General features: G+C 70.8%; 23 protein-coding genes. 10 read left to right on the top strand and 13 right to left on the bottom strand.

The window, feature by feature from the left end; all coding sequences use genetic code 11:
* Positions 1-6 precede the first annotated feature (6 nt).
* From ACZ4TR_RS42250 to ACZ4TR_RS42235, 4 genes are read left to right on the top strand one after another with little or no spacing between them, the layout of a single operon-like run.
* Positions 7-777: a maleylpyruvate isomerase family mycothiol-dependent enzyme gene (locus ACZ4TR_RS42250; protein WP_465293839.1), complete on the top strand. Its 771-nt coding sequence runs from the start codon at positions 7-9 to the stop codon at positions 775-777.
* Between the two features lie 56 nt (positions 778-833).
* Positions 834-1262, top strand: coding sequence for a MarR family winged helix-turn-helix transcriptional regulator (locus ACZ4TR_RS42245; protein ID WP_465293837.1), 429 nt, complete (start codon positions 834-836; stop codon positions 1260-1262).
* A 41-nt stretch (positions 1263-1303) separates the two neighbouring features.
* The gene (locus ACZ4TR_RS42240) at positions 1304-1879 is read left to right on the top strand and encodes a PadR family transcriptional regulator (RefSeq protein WP_364513201.1); all 576 of its coding nucleotides are present in this window, start codon (positions 1304-1306) and stop codon (positions 1877-1879) included.
* A 10-nt stretch (positions 1880-1889) separates the two neighbouring features.
* Positions 1890-3359 carry an FAD-dependent monooxygenase gene (locus tag ACZ4TR_RS42235; RefSeq protein WP_465293835.1) on the top strand — a complete coding sequence of 490 codons (1470 nt, stop codon included), beginning with the start codon at positions 1890-1892 and terminating at the stop codon, positions 3357-3359.
* Between the two features lie 347 nt (positions 3360-3706).
* Here ACZ4TR_RS42235 and ACZ4TR_RS42230 read toward each other — a convergent pair whose 3' ends face one another.
* Positions 3707-4225: a GNAT family N-acetyltransferase gene (locus ACZ4TR_RS42230; protein ID WP_465293833.1), complete on the bottom strand. Its 519-nt coding sequence runs from the start codon at positions 4223-4225 to the stop codon at positions 3707-3709.
* Between the two features lie 148 nt (positions 4226-4373).
* Between ACZ4TR_RS42230 and ACZ4TR_RS42225 the strand changes: the two genes are divergently transcribed.
* A complete protein-coding gene (locus ACZ4TR_RS42225) occupies positions 4374-5333 on the top strand; it encodes a chitinase (RefSeq protein WP_465293831.1) in 960 nt (319 codons plus the stop codon).
* Between the two features lies 1 nt (position 5334).
* Here ACZ4TR_RS42225 and ACZ4TR_RS42220 read toward each other — a convergent pair whose 3' ends face one another.
* The 7 genes from ACZ4TR_RS42220 to ACZ4TR_RS42190 form a co-directional block, all read right to left on the bottom strand.
* Positions 5335-6165 carry a LysR family transcriptional regulator gene (locus ACZ4TR_RS42220; protein WP_465294129.1) on the bottom strand — a complete coding sequence of 277 codons (831 nt, stop codon included), beginning with the start codon at positions 6163-6165 and terminating at the stop codon, positions 5335-5337.
* A gap of 16 nt (positions 6166-6181) precedes the next feature.
* Positions 6182-6562 (bottom strand): DUF427 domain-containing protein, encoded by a 381-nt coding sequence (locus ACZ4TR_RS42215; protein WP_465293829.1) that lies wholly within the window; start codon positions 6560-6562, stop codon positions 6182-6184.
* Positions 6563-6625: 63 nt separating this feature from the next.
* The gene (locus ACZ4TR_RS42210) at positions 6626-7390 is read right to left on the bottom strand and encodes an HAD family acid phosphatase (RefSeq protein WP_364513209.1); all 765 of its coding nucleotides are present in this window, start codon (positions 7388-7390) and stop codon (positions 6626-6628) included.
* 81 nt (positions 7391-7471) lie between these two features.
* Positions 7472-8632: a class I SAM-dependent methyltransferase gene (locus tag ACZ4TR_RS42205; protein ID WP_465293827.1), complete on the bottom strand. Its 1161-nt coding sequence runs from the start codon at positions 8630-8632 to the stop codon at positions 7472-7474.
* A gap of 1 nt (position 8633) precedes the next feature.
* A complete protein-coding gene (locus ACZ4TR_RS42200; protein ID WP_465293825.1) occupies positions 8634-9599 on the bottom strand; it encodes a class I SAM-dependent methyltransferase in 966 nt (321 codons plus the stop codon).
* A gap of 4 nt (positions 9600-9603) precedes the next feature.
* Positions 9604-10383 carry an enoyl-CoA hydratase/isomerase family protein gene (locus tag ACZ4TR_RS42195; RefSeq protein ID WP_364513218.1) on the bottom strand — a complete coding sequence of 260 codons (780 nt, stop codon included), beginning with the start codon at positions 10381-10383 and terminating at the stop codon, positions 9604-9606.
* A gap of 97 nt (positions 10384-10480) precedes the next feature.
* Complete coding sequence (locus ACZ4TR_RS42190) at positions 10481-11302, bottom strand: ABC transporter ATP-binding protein (RefSeq protein WP_465293823.1); 822 nt, start codon at positions 11300-11302, stop codon at positions 10481-10483.
* A 328-nt stretch (positions 11303-11630) separates the two neighbouring features.
* Between ACZ4TR_RS42190 and ACZ4TR_RS42185 the strand changes: the two genes are divergently transcribed.
* Entirely contained in the window at positions 11631-12176 is a 546-nt protein-coding gene (locus tag ACZ4TR_RS42185; RefSeq protein ID WP_465293821.1) for a cysteine dioxygenase, read from the top strand.
* On the top strand, positions 12173-12568 hold the full coding sequence (locus ACZ4TR_RS42180) for a rhodanese-like domain-containing protein (RefSeq protein WP_465293819.1): 396 nt from the start codon (positions 12173-12175) through the stop codon (positions 12566-12568). Before ACZ4TR_RS42185 ends, ACZ4TR_RS42180 begins: the two co-directional genes overlap by 4 nt.
* On the opposite strand, the gene ACZ4TR_RS42175 is transcribed toward ACZ4TR_RS42180, so the two are convergent.
* Positions 12565-13551 carry an LLM class F420-dependent oxidoreductase gene (locus tag ACZ4TR_RS42175; protein WP_465293818.1) on the bottom strand — a complete coding sequence of 329 codons (987 nt, stop codon included), beginning with the start codon at positions 13549-13551 and terminating at the stop codon, positions 12565-12567. The genes ACZ4TR_RS42180 and ACZ4TR_RS42175 overlap by 4 nt on opposite strands.
* Before the next feature lie 103 nt (positions 13552-13654).
* Positions 13655-16183: an alpha-glucan family phosphorylase gene (gene glgP / locus ACZ4TR_RS42170; RefSeq protein ID WP_465293816.1), complete on the bottom strand. Its 2529-nt coding sequence runs from the start codon at positions 16181-16183 to the stop codon at positions 13655-13657.
* A 133-nt stretch (positions 16184-16316) separates the two neighbouring features.
* Between glgP and ACZ4TR_RS42165 the strand changes: the two genes are divergently transcribed.
* A complete protein-coding gene (locus tag ACZ4TR_RS42165; RefSeq protein WP_465293814.1) occupies positions 16317-17750 on the top strand; it encodes a neutral zinc metallopeptidase in 1434 nt (477 codons plus the stop codon).
* 61 nt (positions 17751-17811) lie between these two features.
* On the opposite strand, the gene ACZ4TR_RS42160 is transcribed toward ACZ4TR_RS42165, so the two are convergent.
* Positions 17812-18789 carry a tetratricopeptide repeat protein gene (locus ACZ4TR_RS42160; RefSeq protein ID WP_465293812.1) on the bottom strand — a complete coding sequence of 326 codons (978 nt, stop codon included), beginning with the start codon at positions 18787-18789 and terminating at the stop codon, positions 17812-17814.
* 92 nt (positions 18790-18881) lie between these two features.
* Here ACZ4TR_RS42160 and ACZ4TR_RS42155 point away from each other — a divergent pair, with 92 nt between their 5' ends.
* Positions 18882-19289, top strand: a complete 408-nt coding sequence (locus tag ACZ4TR_RS42155) for a Cif family virulence factor (protein WP_465293810.1) — start codon at positions 18882-18884, stop codon at positions 19287-19289.
* A gap of 13 nt (positions 19290-19302) precedes the next feature.
* Here the strand turns inward: ACZ4TR_RS42155 and ACZ4TR_RS42150 are convergent, their stop codons facing one another.
* Positions 19303-19605, bottom strand: a complete 303-nt coding sequence (locus tag ACZ4TR_RS42150) for a thiamine-binding protein (protein ID WP_465293808.1) — start codon at positions 19603-19605, stop codon at positions 19303-19305.
* Positions 19606-19682: 77 nt separating this feature from the next.
* Here ACZ4TR_RS42150 and ACZ4TR_RS42145 point away from each other — a divergent pair, with 77 nt between their 5' ends.
* Positions 19683-20183, top strand: coding sequence for a MarR family winged helix-turn-helix transcriptional regulator (locus ACZ4TR_RS42145; RefSeq protein WP_364513242.1), 501 nt, complete (start codon positions 19683-19685; stop codon positions 20181-20183).
* A gap of 56 nt (positions 20184-20239) precedes the next feature.
* Here the strand turns inward: ACZ4TR_RS42145 and ACZ4TR_RS42140 are convergent, their stop codons facing one another.
* The gene (locus ACZ4TR_RS42140) at positions 20240-20605 is read right to left on the bottom strand and encodes a DUF3817 domain-containing protein (RefSeq protein ID WP_285999236.1); all 366 of its coding nucleotides are present in this window, start codon (positions 20603-20605) and stop codon (positions 20240-20242) included.
* Positions 20606-20678: the final 73 nt, after the last annotated feature.

Genomic DNA, 20678 nt, shown 5'->3' with positions numbered 1-20678 from the left:
GGCCGGGTGAAATCCTTGAGCCACGATCGGCTGGCCGAGGCGCTCGTCGCCGAGGCGGAGGAGTTCGGGATGGCGATCGAGGGCGCCGCGCCGGACGCGCGAGTCCCGTCGTGTCCCGAATGGACCTTGCGCGACCTGACCTGCCACGTCGGGCTGGCCTACCACAAGTCCGCCGCGATCATCGCGAGCCGGCCCACCGGGTACGTGCCGTTCGAAGCCGTCACGGTCGACGACCCGCCGGACTTCGACGGTCTCGGCGGCTGGCTCGTCGACGGCGCGGAGCGGCTCGTCGAAACCGTGGCCGACGTCGGCCCCGAGACGCTGACGTCGACCTGGACGCCCGATCGCCGCGCCGGGTTCTGGACGCGCCGGCTCACCCACGAGACCGTCGTCCACCGCGCGGACGCCGCGCTCGCGACCGGCGCCCCGTACGACGTCGACGCCGATCTGGCCGCGGACGGGATCTCCGAAGGCCTCGACCTCGTGGCCGTCTTTTCGCGCATCGAGCACCCGGCGCTGGATCGGACGTCGCTCCGCGGCACCGGCGAGACCCTGCTGTTCCGGGCCACCGGACCGGACCTCGGCTGGCTGGCCCGGCGGACGCCGTCGGGCGTCGAGGTGAGTCAGTCACGGGGCGACGCGGACGTCGTCGTCGAGGGCCGTGTCGCCGACCTGCTCCTCGTGCTGACCGGGCGCATCGCCGCCGACGACCCGCGGGTGACGATTTCGGGCGACGCGGGCTTGTTCCGGCATTGGCTGGAGAACACGAAGTTCTGAGGCAGCCTCCTTGACGTCAAGGTCCTTACAGTCAGACGGAGTGTAAGGTTCCTGTCATGAGTTCAGCTCCGACCGGCGACCGGCCCGGCTACCTGATCAAGCGCGCCCAGCAGGCGCTGAACCAGGCCTGCACCGACCGGCTGCGGCCACTGGAGCTGTCGATGTCGCAGTACGCCGTGCTGCGCGCGCTCGACGACCACCCCGGCGCGTCGTCGGCCGAACTCGCGCGGATCACGTTCGTCACCCGGCAGTCGCTGCGGGACGTCCTGGGCGGACTGCGGTCGGCCGGGCTGGTCACCGTGGCCGAGCAGGCGAGCACCGGCCGGGCGCGACCGGTGACCCTGACGACGTCCGGCCACGCGAAGCTGCGCGCCGCCGAAGACCTGATCACGCGGGTCGAGCTGGAGATGCTCGGCGACCTGTCGGCCGATCAGCGGCGCTACCTGGCCGAGCTGCTGCGCACCTGCGTCGAGAACCTGGCTTGACGATGGTCGTATAGTCGGTTCCGACTAATAGGGAGCGACTAGTGCCACCACGCAAGATCCGCAACACCCTCGCGCTGGCCCTGCTCGGGCTGCTGCTGGAACGCCCGATGCACCCGTACGAAATGGCGTCCACGCTGCGCGAGCGCTTCAAGGACAGCAGCTTCAAGATCAACCCCGGCTCGCTCTACGACACCGTGGAGTCGCTGGCGAAACACCGGTGGATCGAGCCCGTCGAGACGGTCCGGGAGGGCAACCGGCCGGAGCGGACCGTCTACGCGCACACCGAACTCGGCCGCCAGGAGTTCATCGCGTGGCTCGACGAACTGGTCCGTGAGCCGGTCGCGGAGTACCCGAAGTTCGTCGCGGCGGTGAGCTACCTCGGCGCACTCGGCCCGGAGCGTGCCGCCGACGCGCTGGAGGAACGCGCCCGCCACCTCGCCGACCGCATCGACGGCGCGAACACCGCTCTCGACGAGACCGTCGGCAAGGGGGCACCGCGGCTGTTCATGATCGAGGTCGAGTTCGTCCGGCACGCGTGGCAGGCCGAGCTCGACTGGGCCCGCGCCACGGCCGCCGAAATCCGCTCCGGCTCCCTGCCCTGGCCCGACCACTTCTGAGGGGAAGCTCGTGCTCGAAACCGATGTCCTCGTCGCCGGCGCCGGTCCGGCCGGCCTGCTGCTCGCCGCGGAGCTCGCGCTGGCGGGCGTCCGCACCACGATCGTCGAACGCGACCCGGAGCGACCGCCGTACTGCCGGGGCTTCAACCTCAACTCGCGCTCACTGGACCTGCTGGCCCGCCGCGGGCTGGCCGAGGGCCTGGTCGCCGAGGGCCACCAGGTGCCGCACGCGCCGGTCACCGGCCTGCCCGGGCCCCTGCCGCTCACGGACACGGCGACCGGTCACCCGTTCTCGCTGGGGATTCCGCAGACGCGCGTCGAGGAGGTCCTGGAGGGGTGGGCCGCCGACCTCGGCGTCGAAATCCTGCGGGGCCACGAGCTGCGGTCGTTCACGCAGTCCCCGGAAAGCGTTTCCACGGTCGTCCACGACGGACAGTTCGGCCGGACGATCTCCGCGCGTTTCCTGGTGGGCTGCGACGGCGGGCGCAGCACGGTGCGCAAGCAGGCCGGGATCGGCTTCCCGGGCGTCGACGCGCGCTGGTACGCGCTGCTCGGCGACGTCGAATGCGAGCTGCCGTACGGGGTTTCGGCCGGGCCGGACGGCCGCACGGTGTTCGTCATCCCGCGGCCGGGGTACGTCCGGATCGTGGTGCGGGAGGACGACCCGCCGGCCGACAAGTACGCGCCCGTGGCACTCGAACGGCTGCAGGCGCAGGTGGACGTCGTGCTCGGCCGGCACGTCGAACTGCGCGCACCCCGCTGGCTGACCCGGTTCGGCGACGCGGCGCGCTTGGCCACGCACTACCGCCAAGGCCGGGTGCTGCTGGCGGGCGACGCGGCGCACATCCACCCGCCGGCCGGGGCGATCGGGGTCAACGTGGCACTCGACGACGCGTTCAACCTGGGCTGGAAGCTCGCGGCGACGGTGCACGGGACGGCCCCCGACGGGCTGTTGGACACTTACCACGCCGAGCGGCACGCGGCCGGCGCGCGAATCCTGGCGAACACGCGGGCGCAGGTTGCGCTCGAAGAGGCCGGCGACGAGCCGTGGGCCGACCTGATGCGCCGGATCGCCGCACACCCGGCGGGCAGCCGGGCTTTGGCGGAGATCATCACGGGACTGGACACGTGTTACGAGCCGGGCGGCCACCCATGGCTCGGCCGGCTGGCGCCGGACGTGCCGCTGGTGGTCTCTTCGACCGAGACACATATGGCCGCGCTGCTGCATCCGGGGCGTCCGGTGCTGGTGGACTTGACGGGGTCTTCGGGCGCTTGGTCGTCGGTGGTCGAGGTGGTTGCGGCGTCGAGTCCGTCCATTTCGGACATCGATGCGGTGCTGCTGCGGCCGGATGGGCATGTGGCTTGGGTCGGTACGCCTGGTTCGGGAGACGAGGGGTTGGCCGAAGCCGTGCACCGCTGGGTGGGTAGTGCTCTTCCTTTGCCGGGTGCCGGAAAAGTCGGGGCCACGCTGCCTGGCTGAGGCTTGGCGGTGTCGCGCGATGGTGGTGTCGTGAACGACTCTTTCACTTCGCCGGACGAGGTGAAAGGGTCGCTCATGACGTCCGGGATGCCGCCGCCGCGTCGACCCGGCCGCGTCACCTCGGGAATGCCCGACTCCGGCTTACAACGGACAGTGCTCCCGGATCGGCGGCGTGCCGCCCCTGCCTTTCCCTGGCAGGGTTCCAGGGAAGTCGCCCGGCCTAGCCGCCCCGGCGCAAGCCACGGGCGTGGCACCTTGGGCAAATCCCGCTGCGAGGCCGAACAGCCCGCGGAGGCGACACCGACCCGGCAGCCGAGTTGTCCACAATCGAACCGGGCTGTGGAAGGTCAATGCGGGCGGTCCAGGACCGCCCGCTGCTCGACCCGTCCGTCCAGCGTGAACCGGCTGTGCGGGGTGAATCCGAGTTTCTCCACCACCCGCGCCGAGGCCTTGTTCACCGGCTCGTACACCGCCATCAACCGATCCGCGAGCCCGGCCGAAAAGAGGTGGTCGCGCACCGCTGTCGTCGCTTCGGTCGCATAACCCCGGCCCCAGCCCGATGGTGCTATCCACCAGCCCATCTCCACCGCCGGCAACCCCAAGCCCGACTCCGTGGGGCTGCGGCTGACCAGCGATACCACGCCGTCGAACGAATCCGGGGCCGTCGACACCGCGAACCAGCCGAAGCCGTGGGTGGCCCAATGGGCGAGCGTCGCCTGGTGCTTGGCGAGTGTGTACTCATGGGTCCACGGCTCGCCCGTGCCCACGTACCGGACCGTCTCCGGGAGCTGGGCCAGCGCGAACAACCCGTCGAAGTACTCCTCGGCCCACTGGTGGAGCGTGAGCCGTTCCGTGGTGATCAGCACCGCCCGAGTCTAGGTGGCCCGTCCACCGATCACCGCGGGTCACAAACAGGGTAGCCCGTTCGGCCTATGGTCCGGACCACCTTAAAGGTCTATACCAATCATGTCCGGAAATCCCCGCCGCCGCGCTCGTCGTCGTGGAGGTTCCACCATGCGTCTCCGTTCCCTGCTGGCCGGGCTGGCCGGCCTCGCGCTCATGAGTACCGGCGCTCCCGCCGAAGCCGCCGCCGGGTCGCCGATCCCCGTCGGGCCCTACGTCGACATGGGCGCGTGGCCCACCCCGAGCCTGTCGGCGATGTCCGCCGCGAGCGGCGTCAAGGGCTTCACCCTCGCCTTCGTCAACTCCTACGGCTGCAAAGCCAGCTGGTTCGGCGCCTACGACCCGCGCACCGCCTGGCAGAAGGACGAGATCACCAAGATCCGCGACGCCGGCGGCGACGTCAAGATCTCCTTCGGCGGCGCGTCCGGCATCGAGCTGGCCCAGGCGTGCAGCACGTCCGCGCAGGTCGCGGCCGAGTACGACGCCGTCGTCAAGGCGTACGGCCTCAAGTACGCCGACTTCGACATCGAAGGCGCGGCCATCGCCGACCCCACGACGATCGCGCGGCGCTCGCAGGCTCTGAAAACGCTCCAGAACAGCAACCCGGGCCTCAAGATCTCGCTGACCCTGCCAGTGCTGCCCACCGGCCTCACCTCGGACGGCCTCAACGTCGTCAAGTCCGCCAAGGACGCCGGCGTGAACCTCGACCTGGTCAACATCATGGCGATGGACTACTACCAGGGCGCGGGCGACCAGGGCGCGAAAGCGATTTCCGCGGCCAAGGCCACCCAGGCGCAGCTCAAGTCGCTCTACGGGCTGAGCGACGCGGCGGCGTGGAAGAAGATCGGCGTCACCCCGATGATCGGCGTCAACGACTCGCAGAACGAGATCTTTTACCAGAAGGACGCGAAGGCGCTGGTGGCCTTCGCGAAGACCGTCCACCTGGGCATGCTGTCGTTCTGGGAGGCCGGCCGCGACGCCAACGCGTGCACCGGCGCGCTCTACAAGTGCACCAACGTGCCGCAGGCGAAGTACGAGTTCGCGAAGATCTTCGCCGGATACACCGGCTGACTCACCATCGGACGGCGTCCGCGAGCAGTGCGTCCCGCACCGCCGCGGGCCCCGCCCGGCAGGGTTCGGCGCGAGTGACCGCGAACAGCGTGTTGATCGGCGGTTCCTCGGGGTCGAGCAAAGCGATCAGCGCGCCCGAAGCCAGCTCGGCCGCACACAGGTACCGCGGCAGCACGCTGACGCCGAACCCGGCCAGCACGCACGTCAGGACGCCACGCAGGTCCGGGACGACGACGGCAGGCCCGGACGACGGCCGCACGCCCAGCACCGAACGCCAATAGCGGCGGATGATCGGCAGGTCTTCGGCGTAGGCCACCAGCGGCGCGGTACGAGGATCGCCAGCGAAGCCGCGCGGGCCGACCAGGACGAACTCCTCGTCGGTCAGCGGGGTCGCCGTCAGGCCCCGGCCGCGCGGCCGGATCGTCGACACCACCAAGTCGAACCGGCGCTGCGCGAGACCCGCCAGCAGGTCGTCGGCCAGGCCGAACGTCACCCGCAGCTTCAGCCCGGAGGCGACCAAACCGGCCAGCGCGGGCAGCACCCGCGACGTCGTGAGCTCGGCGGGCCCGGCCAGGTGCACCGGTGCGGCGAAGGGGTCGACCTCGCCCACGGTCAACGAAGAAAGCGCGTCGACGTGCGGCGCGATCCGGGCGGCCAGTTCGTCGGCCGCCGGGGTCGGCGTGACCCCGCGGGCGCGCCGGACGAACAGCTGCCGCCCGAGCTGGTCTTCGAGGGCTCTGACCTGCGCGGTCACCGTCGGCTGGGACAAGCCCAGCGACGGCGCCGCACCGGTCAGCGATCCTGCCCGGTGGACGGCCAGGAACGTCCTCAGCAGATCGAGGTCCAGGTCAGTCCTCGACCAGTTCGATCGAGTCCACGACGTTCGGGTAGAACGCGACGTGGTCCTTGATCGCCGCGACCGCGTCGTACGGCTTCTCGTACGTCCAGATCGCGTTTTCGGCCTTCACGTCACCGACGTTCAGGCTGTAGTAGTTGCTCTCGCCCTTGTACGGGCAGTACGTCTCGTGGTCGGTCCGCTCCAGCACGCTGAAGTCGACGTCCGCCCGCGGGATGTACTGCGCCGCCGGGTACGTCGACTCCTGCAGCGTCAGCGCGTTGCGGCTGTCGGCCACGACCCGCCCGCCCACCTTGACCACCACGCGCGCCCGGGTCGGCTCGACGGTGATCGGGTGGTCCGGGCCCGGTACCAGTACCTTCTTCTCCGGCATGTCAGCTCCTCGAGAAAGTTCTCTTAGGAGGAGCAGCACTCCGGGCCCGGCCGTTATTCCACCTCAGGGCAGGTAGTACATCGGGTTCGGCAGCTTGGTGGGGTGCAGCGCGTAGCCGCCTTCGAGGTCGCTGAACTGGTCACCGACGTTCAGCACGATCTTCGCGCCGGTCGCCTCGATGTGCGCCCGCGTGCCGGACTTGTACTGGACGGTGTTGCAGGTCAGCCCGCACGGCAGGTAGTCCGGCGCGGTCACCTTCGGCTTGAAGAACGCGCCGGCCGGGGCCGGATAGCCCTCGTTGGCGAGGTTCTTCAGCGACTGCGGGCCCTGCAGCTCGTTGCGGCCGGTCAGGAAGTACAGCTTGACGCCGTGCTGCACGGCCCAGTTGGCCAGCTCCAGCACCGGCTTGTTCGCGTCGAACGTGCCGTTGTCGATGGCCTGCTGCTGCTTGACCGGGTCGAAGCCGAAGTCGTTGTCGGCCTCCCAGCCGTAGGTGACCTCGGCGGTGTCGTCGACGTCCAGCACGATCGCCGGGTTCTTCACGCGGCCGAGTTGCTGCTGCAGGTAGCGCTTCGCGTCCGTGACCACGCGGTTGGTGTCCTTCACGAACCGGCTGGTGTCGGAGTAGTGATGCTTGCCGGCGGCGTCGAGGTAGTCGCCGTAGTAGGCCTTGACGTCGTTCTTGACCTGGCCGATGTTGGCCGGCTCCTTCGAGCGCGCGGCGGTGGCGTCGTCCGAGCCGGCCAGCGCGGTGGCTCCCGAGGCGACCGTGGCGCCGATGGCCGCGGCGGCGGCGAGCTTGACGAGACCTGACCATTTTCCGGACACGGCGACCCTCCAGTGCAGACTTGACGACTCGGGGAACCTACGTCACGTTCACCCGGAGTTCCACCCCTCGAAAGTTTCCGTTCACCTTTCGGCGCGGCAGAGGAAAGCCACCGGCGACCGACCGATGCGCGTCAGCACCACCGACGCTTCAGCGGCGCCACGGGGTTTCAGCCGCCGCCGCAACGCATCCGGGTCGACGTCCAGGCCGCGTACGAGGATCTCCAGCCGTCCGACGTCGTGTCGCTTGAGGACGGCTTTCACCGACTTTTCGCTGTAGGGCCCGTGTTCCAGGACGCGGAAGGCGCGCACGCCCGGTGGCGGTGCGTCGCCGGTCAGGTACGCGATGCGTTCGTCCAGCTGCCACAACCCGTGGCGGGCCGCGTAGTGGCGGACCAGCCCGGCGCGGACGACGGCGCCGTCCGGGTCGACGATCCACTCCCCCGGCTCCCGGGTGGGCAGTTCGTCCGGTTCGGCGTCGGTGACCGTCCACTGTGTCCCGTCCGAGCGCAGCACCGTCGCCCGCCGGGTGACGCCGGTGCCCAGCCCCCGCCAGAGGCAGGATTCCCGGACCTGGCCGTCGAGGGACACGAGCTCGACCTCTTCGGCCCACGGCGTGAGCGCGAAGTCGAGGCCGGGCGCGCACTTCACGGACAGCGCGCGGCCGGGGTAGGCGTCGATCAGCCCGTCCAGCGGCGGGGCGAAGTCCGCGGGTTTCCACGCCCGGCGTCCCGCGGAGTCACGACGCGCGGGGTCGGCGACGACGACACCCGAGCGGCTCACCGGGCGCAGGGCATCCGCGCGGACGAGTCCGAACGCGACACCCGCGGTGATCCCATTGTGCCGGGCCATTTCCAGCCGTACCGGGTCCAGATCGGACCCGAGCGCGCGCCGCGCCACCCGCGCGATCTCGACGAGGTCGGCGCCGACCGAGCACGTGACGTCGTGGACGTCGAGCCCTGCCAGCCGTGCCGCCCGGTGCCGGGCGACCGGCGACGCACTCGCCTGCTGGAGCGCGTCCGAGGTGAACAGCCAGCCGTCACCGGACAGTTTGCCGGCGGCTTTCCGGCGCAGCAGCACGGTTTCCAGGACGGCGGCCGCGAACTCGTCGCCCACCAGACGGCGCACCTGGGCGACCGACGCGATGCGGTCGGTCAGCGGCAGCGCCGAGACCTCGGCGAGCGCCGCCGTCCCCGCGCCGGAGCGCAGATAGGCGACGTCGCCGAGGCTGAACGAATATCCCAATTCAGGACGGCCGCTTGGTCCCGGTGATCATCACGTTGTAGAACAGCTCACGCGGGAGCACCTTCGACAGCAGCTTCTTGTCCACAGCGGACAGCCGCAGCCACAGCTTGTAGGCGAACAGCCGCCAGCGGACGGTCAGCTTCTCCTGCGGCACCGCGGCTTCGAACGTCCGGATCGGCCAGCCCGCCAGCGCCGCGGCGAACTCCTCGGTGACCGCGTGGACGTCCTGCGCACCGGCCCCGCGGGCCCACGCCTCCAGCTCCGACGGGTCGAACGTGTGGATGTCCACCACAGCTTCGAGGGCGGCGGCGCGGGAGGACTCGTCGAGCTCTTCCTGCGGACGGCGCCAGCCGCTCAGCGCGGGCAGCTTCGTCACGCGGGTCGTCAGGAACCAGGTGAACTGGCCGAGCTTGCGGGCGTAGAAGTCGCCGATCTTCGTCGGCTCGCCGGCGAAGACGAACCGCCCACCCGGCTTGAGCACGCGCAGGACCTCGCGGAACGCCGCCTGGACGTCCGGGATGTGGTGCAGCACCGCGTGCCCGACGACGAGGTCGAACGTGTTGTCGTCGTACGGGATGCGCTCGGCGTCGGCGACCCGGCCGTCGACGTCGAGGCCGAGCTTCTCGGCGTTGCGCAGCGCGACCTGCACCATGCCGGGCGAGAGGTCGGTGACCGACCCCTTCTTGGCGACGCCGCCCTGCATGAGGTTCAACAGGAAGAAGCCGGTGCCGCTGCCCAGTTCCATGGCGTGCTGGTAGGGCTGGCCGTCGTCGCCCGCGACGGCGTTGAACACGTCGGTGGCGTAGGAGATGCAGCGCTCGTCGTACGAGATCGACCACTTCTCGTCGTAGGTGCCGGCTTCCCAGTCGTGGTACAGCACGTTCGCCAGCTTGGGGTCGGCGTAGGCCGCCTGGACCTCTTCGGCGGTGGCGTGCGGGTTCGGGGCCGGGTCGTTCACGTCGGTCAAGGCGTCATTTCCCTTCGAAAGTGGCCTTGCCGGGCCCGTTTTCGATGAACGACTTCATGCCGTTCCGCTGGTCTTCGGTCGCCCAGAGCGCGGCGAACAGGTGCGACTCGAGCTTGAGCCCGTTCGCGAGGTCGGTGTCGAGGCCGCCGTCGATGGCCGCCTTCGCCGCGCGCAGCGCCACGGCCGGGCCGTTCGCGAACTGGGCCGCCCACTTGTGCGCGGCCGCGTAGACGTCGTCGGGGGCGACGACCTCGTCGACGATGCCCAGCCGCAGTGCCTCTTCGGCCTTGACGAACCGTCCGGTGTAGACGATGTCCTTGGTCTTGCTCGGCCCGATCAGCCGGGCGAGGCGCTGGGTGCCGCCCGCGCCGGGGATGACGCCGAGCTGGATCTCGGGCTGGCCGACCTTGACGTTGTCGCCGGCGACCCGGCGGTCCGCGGTCAGCGCCAGTTCGAGGCCGCCGCCGAGGGCGTACCCGGTGATGGCCGCGACGACCGGCTTCGGGATGTTCGCGATGGCCGCGAGGGTGCCGGTGAGGTTGGCGCCGAACTTCGCGATCTCGGGGTACGTGCGGCTGGCCATCTCCTTGATGTCCGCGCCGCCGGCGAAGGTCTTTTCGCCGCCGTAGAGGATCACCGCGCGGACGTCGTCGCGCTCGGTGGCCTCCTTCGCCAGCTCGGCGAGTTCGGCGGTGACCTGGGCGTTCAGGGCGTTGACCGGCGGCCGGTCGAGCCGGATCGTGCCGACCCCGTCCTTGACCTCGAGGGTTACGAACTCTCCCACGTCACTCCTCCTCGGTTGACGAATCGCCTTCGCCTCGAGCCACTCTTTACCGGGTGAGAGGCCATTCAATGGAGCCTACCGGTCGGTAAGCGACAGCTTAGCGACGACGGGCGAAGAAGCGATCGCCGGAGCGCTCCAAGACGAGGTCCTGGTCGAACGTCTTCGACAGGTTTTCGCTGGTGATGACGTCGTCGACCAGGCCGGACACCACCGCGCGGCCGTCGCGGAGAAGCAGCGCGTGGGTGAACCCGGGCGGGATCTCCTCGACGTGGTGCGTGACCAGCACGAGAGCCGGCGCGTCCGGGTCCAGGGCCAGCGCCGAGAGCCGTGCGACGAGATCCTCGCGGCCGCCCAGGTCGAGGCCGGCGGCCGGCTCGTCGAGCAGCAGCATCTCCGGGTCGGTCATCAGCGAGCGGGCGATCAGCGCGCGCTTGCGCTCCCCCTCGGACAGCGTGCCGAAGGTGCGCTCGGCGAGGTTGCCGATGCCCATCGCGTCCAGGAGCTCGGTCGCGCGGGCGGTGTCGAGGGTGTCGTATTCCTCACGCCAGCGGCCGAGCACCGCGTAGCCGGCGCTGACCACGACGTCCTTGACCAGCTCGTCGCCGGGCACGCGCTGGGCGATGGCCGCGGACGTGAAGCCGATGCGGGGGCGCAGGTCGAAGATGTTGACCCGGCCGATCCGCTCGCCGAGCAGGTCGACCTCGCCGGTGGTCGGGTGCAGTTCGGCCGCGGCGAGGCGCAGGAGGGTGGTCTTGCCCGCGCCGTTCGGCCCGAGCACCACCCAGCGCTCGTCGAGTTCCACGGCCCAGTCGAGGCCGGCGAGGAGGTCGTTGGTCCCCCGGCGGACGCCGACACCGGCCATCCGGACCACGAGGTCGTCAAGTTCGCTGGACTGGATCGGCTCGCTCACGAAGCCCATTCTGTCTGCCGTCGCGCGCGCGTGCGCACCCGCCCGGGTGAGACGGCGATCCGGCTGGTCGGAGCGCGTCCACGACGTGGAACGGCGCACGCCGGAAGTGCCGTGCGCCACGCGGTTGTGGCAGGATCGCGACCATGTCAGCCGACGTGCACGCCACCCCGGTCACCCGGGGCTCGTTCTGGCGCCGTCGTGCGATCGACCTGCTCCTCGTCGCTTCGGCCGGGTGTACGCGGGCGCGGCTCCGCTGATCCGACGCGTCCCGGCGCGTGCGGGTGCGGTACCGCGCTGGTCCGGTCCCGATCACCTTCGCGTCCGAGGAGCACCCGCGTTGACCACTTCGATCATCCGTCCCGCCGTCGAGATCCATCCGCAGCTGACCGATCCGCTGCTGCCCGAGCTGCTGCACCCGTCGCGGCTGCTGTGGACGCCGCGTGAGCTGGCCGAGCTGACCGCCACCGTGACCACCGAGCTGACCGCGAGCGTCCAGAGCATCCTGCGGTTCGACGAGGACCGGCGCTGGTGGGCCCGGCTGGCCCTGACCGACGGCGTCGAGCTGTGGTTGCTGTCGTGGCTGCCCGGCCAGCACACGAAGCCGCACGACCACGGCGGCGCGGCCGGCTCGTTCACCGTCCTGCAGGGTGAAGTGGGCGAGGAGTACCGCTACCCCGGCGGCCCGATCCGGCGGCGTACGCACGTCGCCGGCGAAGGCATCGGCTTCGGCGCCGGTCGCGCCCACCAGGTCACCGGCATCGGTGACGTGCCGGCGGCGAGCGTCCACGCGTATTCGCCGCCGCTGGTGCCGACGCGGGAGTACGCGACACTCGCCGACGTCCCGGCCGAAATCCCGCCGCTGCCCGCTATCGTCCACGGATGAGCGCGATCGATTCGTTCCTGGAGCAGGCCCGCTCCGGCCTGGCCCGCGTCGGCCCGGCCCGGGCCCGCGAGCTGCAGGAGGCGGGCGCGCTGCTCGTCGACATCCGCCCCTTCGCCAACCGCCAGGCCGAGGGCGAGATCCCGGGCTCGGTGGTCGTCGAGCGGATCCACCTGGAGTGGCGGCTGGCGCCGGACAGCGAGTGGCGGCTGCCCGGCGTGACGGCCGGCTCGACGGTGGTCGTGCTGTGCAACGAGGGGTATTCGTCGAGCCTGGCCGCGGCGGACCTGCAGCGGCTGGGGCTGGCGAACGCGACCGACCTCGAAGGAGGCTTTCGGGCGTGGGCTGCCGCCGGGCTGCCCGTGCAGACCGGCGGCAGCCCGGCGGTGCCTTAGGCGAGCGCCGGCGCGACCTTCTCGGTGAACAGGTCGATGCCGGAGCGGTCGTACGCGGCTTCCGGGAAGTTGAAGATCGCGTACGACATGCCCAGCTCGCCCATCGCGGCGAGCTTCTCGGTGACCTGCTCCGGTGTGCCGGTGGTCGGGCTGTTCTCGAAGTTGCCGGCCCAGCGCTCGACCGCGTCGGCCTCGATGTACTTGCCGAGGTGGGACCGCAGCCAGGCCAGCTTGTCCTGGACGTCCTTTTCGGTTTCGCCGAGGACGATGTTGTGGTTGGCCGAGCGCACGATCGCGTCGTAGTCGGTGCCGACGTCCTTGCAGTGCTGCGCGAGGATCTCCGACTTGCGGGTGAACGTCTCGGGGTCGGCGGCGAAGTTCGTGTATTTCGCGTACTTCGCGGCGATCCGGAGGGTCTTCTTCTCGCCGCCGCCGGCGATCCACAGCGGGAGGCCGCCTTCCTGCGGCGGCAACGGGCGCAGGATCGCGCCGTCGGTGCGGTAGTGCTTGCCGTCCAGAGTGGACTTCCCGGTGGTCCAGAGGTCACGCATGATCTGCACGCCCTCGTCGAGCTGCCCGAGGCGGTCGCCGGCGCCGGGGAAGCCGTAGCCGTAGGCCCGCCACTCGTGCTCGTACCAGCCGGCGCCGATGCCCATCTCGACGCGGCCGCCGGAGATGAGGTCGGCGGTCGCGGCGACCTTCGCGAGGTAGGCCGGGTTCCGGTACCCCATGCAGGTGCACATCTGCCCGAGCCGCACGGTGTCGGTCGCGGCGGCGAACGCGGAGATCAGCGACCAGGCCTCATGCGTGGCCTCCTCGGTCGGCACCGGCACGGTGTGGAAGTGGTCGTAGACCCAGATCGATTCGAAGGGCCCGGCTTCCGCGTGCTTCGCGAGGCCGAGCATGGTCTTCCAGTGGTCCGCGGGGTCGATGCCGGCGAGGTCGAGCCGCCAGCCCTGCGGGACGAAGATTCCGAAGCGCATGCGTCCAACCTAACGCGGCTCACGGCCGAGCGCGGCGTGATTTCCGGCCGCCGCGAGGTGGAGTAACTCCAGGTCAGTCCGGTTTTCCCGGAGTGACTCCAGCTCAGGCCAGCACCACGCGCGCCAGCTCGGCCGGGGCCGCCAGCAGGCCGTGCTTCGGCAGCACCCGGACCGTGTAGCCGACCGACCCCGGCCGCGGCAGCTTCAGCCGGGCCGCGAACGCGCCGATGCCGTCCGCCGTCATCGGGACCGTGACCGCGTCGCGCAGCTCGTCGTCGTCCGCGACCCGGCCGACCACCGCCTGGATGTCCACTTCGGACGGATCGAGCCCGGCCAGGTCGATGCGCGCCCGGATCGTCACCTCCGTGCCGACCACCAGGGGCTCGGTCGCCTCCACCAGCAGCTCCGAGTCGAAGATCCGCAGCCGCGGCCACGACACCTCGAGCTTGGTCCGGTAGTCCGCCAGCGACAGGGCACCGCGGTAGCCGTCGCCGGTCGCCGCCGCGACCATGCGGGACGCCGGCAGGTAGCCGTTGTCGACGTACTCGCGGACCATCCGCGACGCCTGGACGCGCGGGCCGAGCGTCTCCAGCGTGTGCCACACCATCGACAGCCAGCCGGTCGGGACGCCGTCGGGCGAACGGTCGTAGAACAGCGGCGAGATCTGCTGGCCGAGCAGCTCGTACAGCGCCGCGGCCTCGAGGTCGTCGCGGCGCAACGGGTCGGTGACGCCGTCCGCGGTCGGGATCGCCCAGCCGTTGCTGCCGTCGTAGCACTCGTCCCACCAGCCGTCGCGGATGGAGAGGTTGAGGCCACCGTTCAAAGCGGACTTCATCCCCGACGTCCCGCACGCTTCCAGTGGCCGCACCGGGTTGTTCAGCCAGACGTCGCAGCCGCGGTAGAGGTACCGGGCCATCGACATGTCGTAGTCGGGCAGGAAGACGATCCGGTGCCGCACGTCCGCGCCGTCGACGAACCGGACGATCTGCTGGATCAGCTGCTTGCCGTTCTCGTCGGCCGGGTGCGACTTCCCGGCGACGACGACCTGGATCGGGCGCTGCTCGTCGAGCAGCAGGGTGCGCAGCCGCTCCGGGTCGCGCAGCATCAGCGTCAGCCGCTTGTACGTCGGGACGCGGCGGGCGAACCCGACGGTCAGCACGTCCGGGTCGAACACGGAGTCCACCCAGCCCAGCTCCAGCGGGGACGCGCCGCGCTGCAGCCACGCCGCGCGCACCCGGCGGCGCACCTCGTGCACCAGCTTCTCGCGCAGCTCGCGCCGCAGCCCCCACAGCTGGGCGTCGGAAACGCCGTCGCGGAGCGGCCCCTCGCCGACGTCGAGACCCCACTCGCGCCCGAGCAGCGTGCTCAGCTCCCGGGCCACCCACGTCGGGCCGTGGACGCCGTTGGTCACCGACGAGATCGGTACCTCGTCGTGGTCGAACCCGGGCCACAGCCGGGAGAACATCTTGCGCGTGACGCGCCCGTGCAGCTGGGAGACGCCGTTCGCTCGCTGCGCCAGCCGCAGGCCCATGTGCGCCATGTTGAACAGCCCGGGGTTGTCCTCGGCGCCGAGCGCGAGCACGCGGCGCGGGTCGATGTCCGGCACCAGGCGTCCGTCGTTGAAGTAGCGCTGCACCAGGTCCACCGGGAACCGGTCGATGCCCGCGCTGACCGGGGTGTGCGTGGTGAACAGCGTCCCGGCCCGGACCGCGGGCATGGCCTCGTCGAACGCGAGGCCGTCCGCCTGCACGATCTCGCGGGCGCGTTCGAGCCCGAGGAATCCCGCGTGTCCCTCGTTCGTGTGAAACACCATCGGCTGCGGGTGGCCGGTGATCTCGCAGTACTTCCGGACCGCGCGGAACCCGCCGATGCCGGCCAGGATCTCCTGCCGCAGCCGGTGGTCGGCGTCGCCACCGTAGAGCCGGTCGGTGACGCCGCGCAGGTCCTCGTCGTTGGCCTCGGTGTCGGTGTCGAGCAGCAGCAGCGGCACCCGCCCGACGCGCGCCTGCCAGATCTGCGCGCACAGCTCGCGCCCGCCCGGCATCGCGACGCCGATCAGCACCGGGCGCCCGCCGACGGTCAGCAGTTCGAGGGGGAACGCGTTCGGGTCGATCACCGGGTAGTGCTCGACCTGCCAGCCGTCGAGCGACAGCGACTGCCGGAAGTAGCCGTTGCGGTAGAGCAGCCCGACGCCGACCATCGGCACGCCCAGGTCGGACGCGGCCTTGAGGTGGTCACCGGCCAGCACGCCGAGGCCGCCGGAGTAGTTCGGCAGCGCTTCGGTGACGCCGAACTCCATCGAGAAGTAGGCGACCGCGGGCGGCAGGTCGGCGTCGTCACGCTGCTGGTACCAGCGCGGCTCCGAGAGGTACTTGTCGAGGTCCTCGGCCGCGGCTCTCGCGCGTTCGAGGAAGTCGTCGGCGACGGCGAGCTCGTCGAGGCGCGACGGCGGCAGCGCGGTGAGCATCCGCAGCGGGTCGCGTACGGCGTTGAACAGCTCGGCGTCCATCGACGCGAACAGGTCGCGCGTCGGGGGGTGCCACGTCCAGCGCAGGTTGGTGGCCAGCGCGCCCAGGCCGGACAACGACTCCGGGAGACTGGCGCGGACGGTGAACCGGCGGACTGCACGCATGGGAAGCGACGATATCGGGCCGAGGTCTCGCCTGCGCAGGGAGTAGTTCGGGGATAACGTGCACGCTCCGCGTATGCCCTGGGTATGGTCCTGCCCGTCGGGTACCGGGTGGGCACGAGAGCGAGTGAACAGAATGATCCGAGGGGGAGGACGGCGCGCGCTGGTCGCGTTGCTGGCCGTCGCGGCGGTCGCCGTGAGCGGGTGCGACAGCAAGGGTGGCGCCACGGGCGACCCCGCCAAGGACACCGGCGCCGGGTCGGTCGCCGGGCTGCCGGTGACGCACTTCGAGAGCGGCCTCAAGCCGGACGCGCCCACGCCGACGATCGACGTCAAGAACGCCGACGGCGGGGAAGACGACAAGCTCGCCACCGCCGCGATCGACGACGTCCAGACGTACTGGAACGAGCGGCTGCCCGCCGACTTCGGGGAGCAGTTCGAGCCGGTGAAGTCGCTGCTGTCCTACGACTCGCAGACCGACACCGAGAAGACCGGCTGCGGCAGTGTCAAGAAGCTCGTGAACGCGTTCTACTGCTCGGTCGACGACTCGGTGGCGTGGGACCGCGGGGTGCTGCTGCCGATGCTGCGCCAGCGGTTCGGGCCGATGTCCGTGGTCGTCGTGCTGGCGCACGAGTTCGGCCACGCCGTCCAGTACCGGCTCGGCGACAAGGCCAACATGACCAAGAGCACCCCGACCGTCGTGAAGGAGCAGCAGGCCGACTGCTTCGCCGGCGGCTACTTCCGCTGGGTCGCCGAGGACAAGAGCAAGTACTACCGGGTGTCGACGTCCGAGGGCCTGAACCAGGTGATGGCGGCGATGTTCCTGATCCGCGACCAGGCGGGCACCAGCGGCGCCGACCGCGGCGCGCACGGCACGGCGTTCGACCGCACCTTCGCTTTCCAGACCGGGTTCGAGAAGGGCCCGAAGGAGTGCGCGGCGATGAACACCGAGAACGTCAAGGCCCGGCTCACCGAGCGCCCGTTCGACAAGGGCGACACCGGCAAGGGCGACGCGAAGTTCAACGACCAGGCCGTCGACCTGCTGAAGAAGAGCCTCGACGAGGCGTTCAAGGGCGCCGGGGTGGCCGCGCCGGAGATCACCGACGGCGGCAGCTGCCAGACCACGCCGCCGGCGTCGTACTGCCCCGCCGACAACACGGTGAGCATCGACCTGGCGAAGCTGTCGCAGCTGGCCCAGCCGATCGACCGCGAGGCCGAGATGAAGGGCGAGGACCCGGGCGGCATGGGGGACTTCGCGGCGTTCTCGGAGGTCGCTTCGCGGTACGCGCTGGGCATCCAGAAGGGCGTCGGCGCGTCGATCGACAACGCCAACGCGGGGCTGCGCACGGCGTGCCTGGTGGGTGCGTGGGCGGCGTTCACGAACCGGCCGGGCGACCTGCGCCTGTCGGCGGGCGATCTCGACGAGGCGATCGCGGACCTGCTGCAGCCGGAGAGCCTCGTGTCGGCGGACGTCAACGGGAAGCGCCCGGACAGCGGTTTCGACCGCGTCGAATCGCTGCGCCGCGGATACCTCGAGGGATCTTCGGTCTGCTCGAAGCAGTACGCCTGAAAGCCGTGAAGGCCTCCTTACCGGCTCTTGTGGCCGGTAAGGAGGCCTTCACGGCTTTTGCTCAGAAGAGGGCGCTGGCCAGGTCGCGACGGGCCTTCATGACGCGGTCGTCGGCCGGGTCGAACAGGTCGAACAGGGCCACCAGGTGCTCGCGGACCTTGTTGCGGTCGTCGCCCGCCGTGCGGCGGACCGTGTCGATCAGGCGCTTGAAGCCCGCCTCCACGTTGTTCTCCGCGATCTCCAGGTCGGCCGCGTCGAGCTGAGCGGCCAGGTCCGACGGGTCCGCGTCGGCCTTCGCGCGCGCCTCGGGGTCCGCGTTCTCCGCGCGGGCGGTGAACTTGACCTGGGCCAGGGCGTTCTTCGCCAGCTCGTTCGCCGGTTCGACGTCGAGAATGCGCTCGTAGGCGGCCTGGGCGGCGGCGAAGTCACCCCGCTCGAAGGCCTCTTCCGCCTCGGTGAAGCGCGGGTCCTCGGGCTCCTCGACCGGGCCGCCGCCGTTGGCCTCGGCCTCGCGGATCGCCGGGAGCTTGTCGCGCAGGGCGTCGAGCAGCGCGTTGATCCACTTGCGGATCTCGGGCTCGGGCAGCGCGCCGGAGAAGGCGTCGACCGGCTGGCCGCCGCCGATGGCGACGATCGTCGGGATGGACTGCGCACCGAAGAGCTGCGCGATGCGCGGGTTCGCGTCGACGTCGACCTTCGCGACGACCCAGGCACCGCCGGACTCGGCGGCCATCCGCTCCAGCACCGGGGACAGCTGCTTGCACGGGCCGCACCACTCGGCCCACAGATCGACGATCACCAGCTGGTGCAGGGACCGCTCCACGACCTCGGCCTGGAAAGTGGCCTCGGTGACATCGATCACGGCCTCGGACGAACCCGGGGCGGGCGGCGACGCGTCGCCACCGGGCGGGCCGGCCGACGGGGCCGGCTGCCTCTGCGCCGATTCGGCGCGGGCCTTGAGCGCGGACAGGTCGACCGCGCCGGAAAGGGCGGCGGACAGGGCCGCTGACTTCGCTGCAGATCCGCGTGGCTGTGTCACGCTTCCATCCTGGCACGCGGGCCGGATGGTTTCACCGGGTGCCCCGGCCGGTCCGCTTGGCAGGACGGCGCCGCTTGGGGCAGGCTCGCCGGGTGCACATCCGGCGTGACGTGAAGGTGGGCCTGTCCGTCGCGGCCGCCGTCGTCTGGATCGGCGCGGTGACGCTGCTCATCGTGCACGAACCGGACCCGGGCGCCGCTTCGCCCGCGGAGCTGCGCGACCGGCTCGTGTCGGCGCTGTCCGGACACGACGCCGACGCCTTCGCCGGTCTGCTCGACTACCCGGGATCGGGCGGCGACGACTTCGCGAAGGACTACGTCACGGTGCTGGCGGACCAAGGCGTCCACGACGTGCGGGTGGAGCTGGGTCCGGACGCGGCGGCGCCGTCCCGCGCCACGGTGACGGGCGCGCTCGGCGACGGCAAGCCGTTCAGCTACCCGCTGACGGTGACGACGGAAGACGGCCGCTGGACGGTGGCCTTCACCCCGCCACTCCCCTGACCCCGCTGGAGACTCAGGCGTCGCGGAGGTGGGCTTCGATGCGGTCCACCTTGGCCTCGAGCTGGTCGGAGAAGCCGGGGCGGATGTCCGCTTTCAGGACCAGCCCGACCCGCGCCGAGCCTTCCCCCGCGGCCTCGACCGCGCGCTTCACGACGTCCATCACTTCGTCCCACTCGCCTTCCACGTTCGTGAACATGGCGTTGGTCGAGTTGGGCAGGCCGGACTCGCGGACCACCTTCACCGCGCGGGCGACGGCTTCGCTGACCCCGCCGTCGGGCTCCCCGCCGGACGGGCTCACGCTGAACGCGACGATCATGTCGGAAGTCCCTTCTTCGGTGTTCTTTCCGCCGGTCGGGCGACACCCGCCGGTACCCGCTGGTAACTTCGCGTGTCATGAACCGTCCGCTGCCGTTCGACCCGATCGCCCGCGCGGCACAGCTCTGGGAGGCCCGGATCGGGCCCTCCGGCACCATGGCCGCGGTCACCGGCGTGATGCGGGTCCAGCAGATCATCCAGTCCGCGGTGGACGGTGCGCTCAAGCCACACGGCCTGACCTTCGCCCGGTACGAAGCGCTGGTGCTGCTCACCTTCGCCCGCGCCGCCAGCCTGCCGATGCGGGTGATGGGCGAGCGGCTCCAGCTGCACCCCACCAGTGTCACCAACATAGTCGACCGGCTGGAGCGCGACGGGCTCGTGAAGCGCGTCCCGCACCCGACCGACCGGCGCACGACGCTCGTCGAGATCACCGACGAAGGCCGCAAGCGCCGCGAGTCCGCGACCGTCGCCGTCAACGACATCGGCTTCGGGCTGACCGGGCTCACCGACCGGCAGACCGAGCAGCTCACCGACCTGCTGACGAAGGTGCGCCGGGCGGCCGGCGACTTCACCGAATAGCCGCGAACGAGAAAAGGGCCCGCGCCGGAGCGCGGGCCCTTTCTCACATTCCGGCATCAGACGGCGACCGGCTCCTGGACCTGGAACAGGCCGACACCGCCGTGGGACAGCCGCTGCGGGCCGTCGAGCTTGCCGTTGCGCAGCGCCCACTTCTCGAACAGCCAGGTGAACAGCGGCGGGATGCTCGCGAGCAGGGCGAGGACCAGCGTCTTCGGGCGCCAGCCGAGCGGCTTCGCCACGGACAGGGAGACGACCACGTAGAGGACGAAGATCACGCCGTGCACCATGCCGATGACGGGCACGCCGCCCTCGCCGGAGGAGTGCACGACGTACTTGAGGAACATCCCGACAAGCAGCGCCGCCCAGGACAGGGCTTCGGCTACTGCGGCCACGCGGAACACTAGAGCGGCCTTGCTGGACACTTCTTCCTCCTGTGGGGTCTCACCACTGTGGTTGTTGCGCAAAAAACGCCCGACGCACCGTCCACGGCGGACT

Source organism: Amycolatopsis sp. NPDC028719, assembly GCF_055565395.1.
Note: the sequence above shows the minus strand (reverse complement) of the source record. Positions and strands in the feature narration are given on the sequence as shown.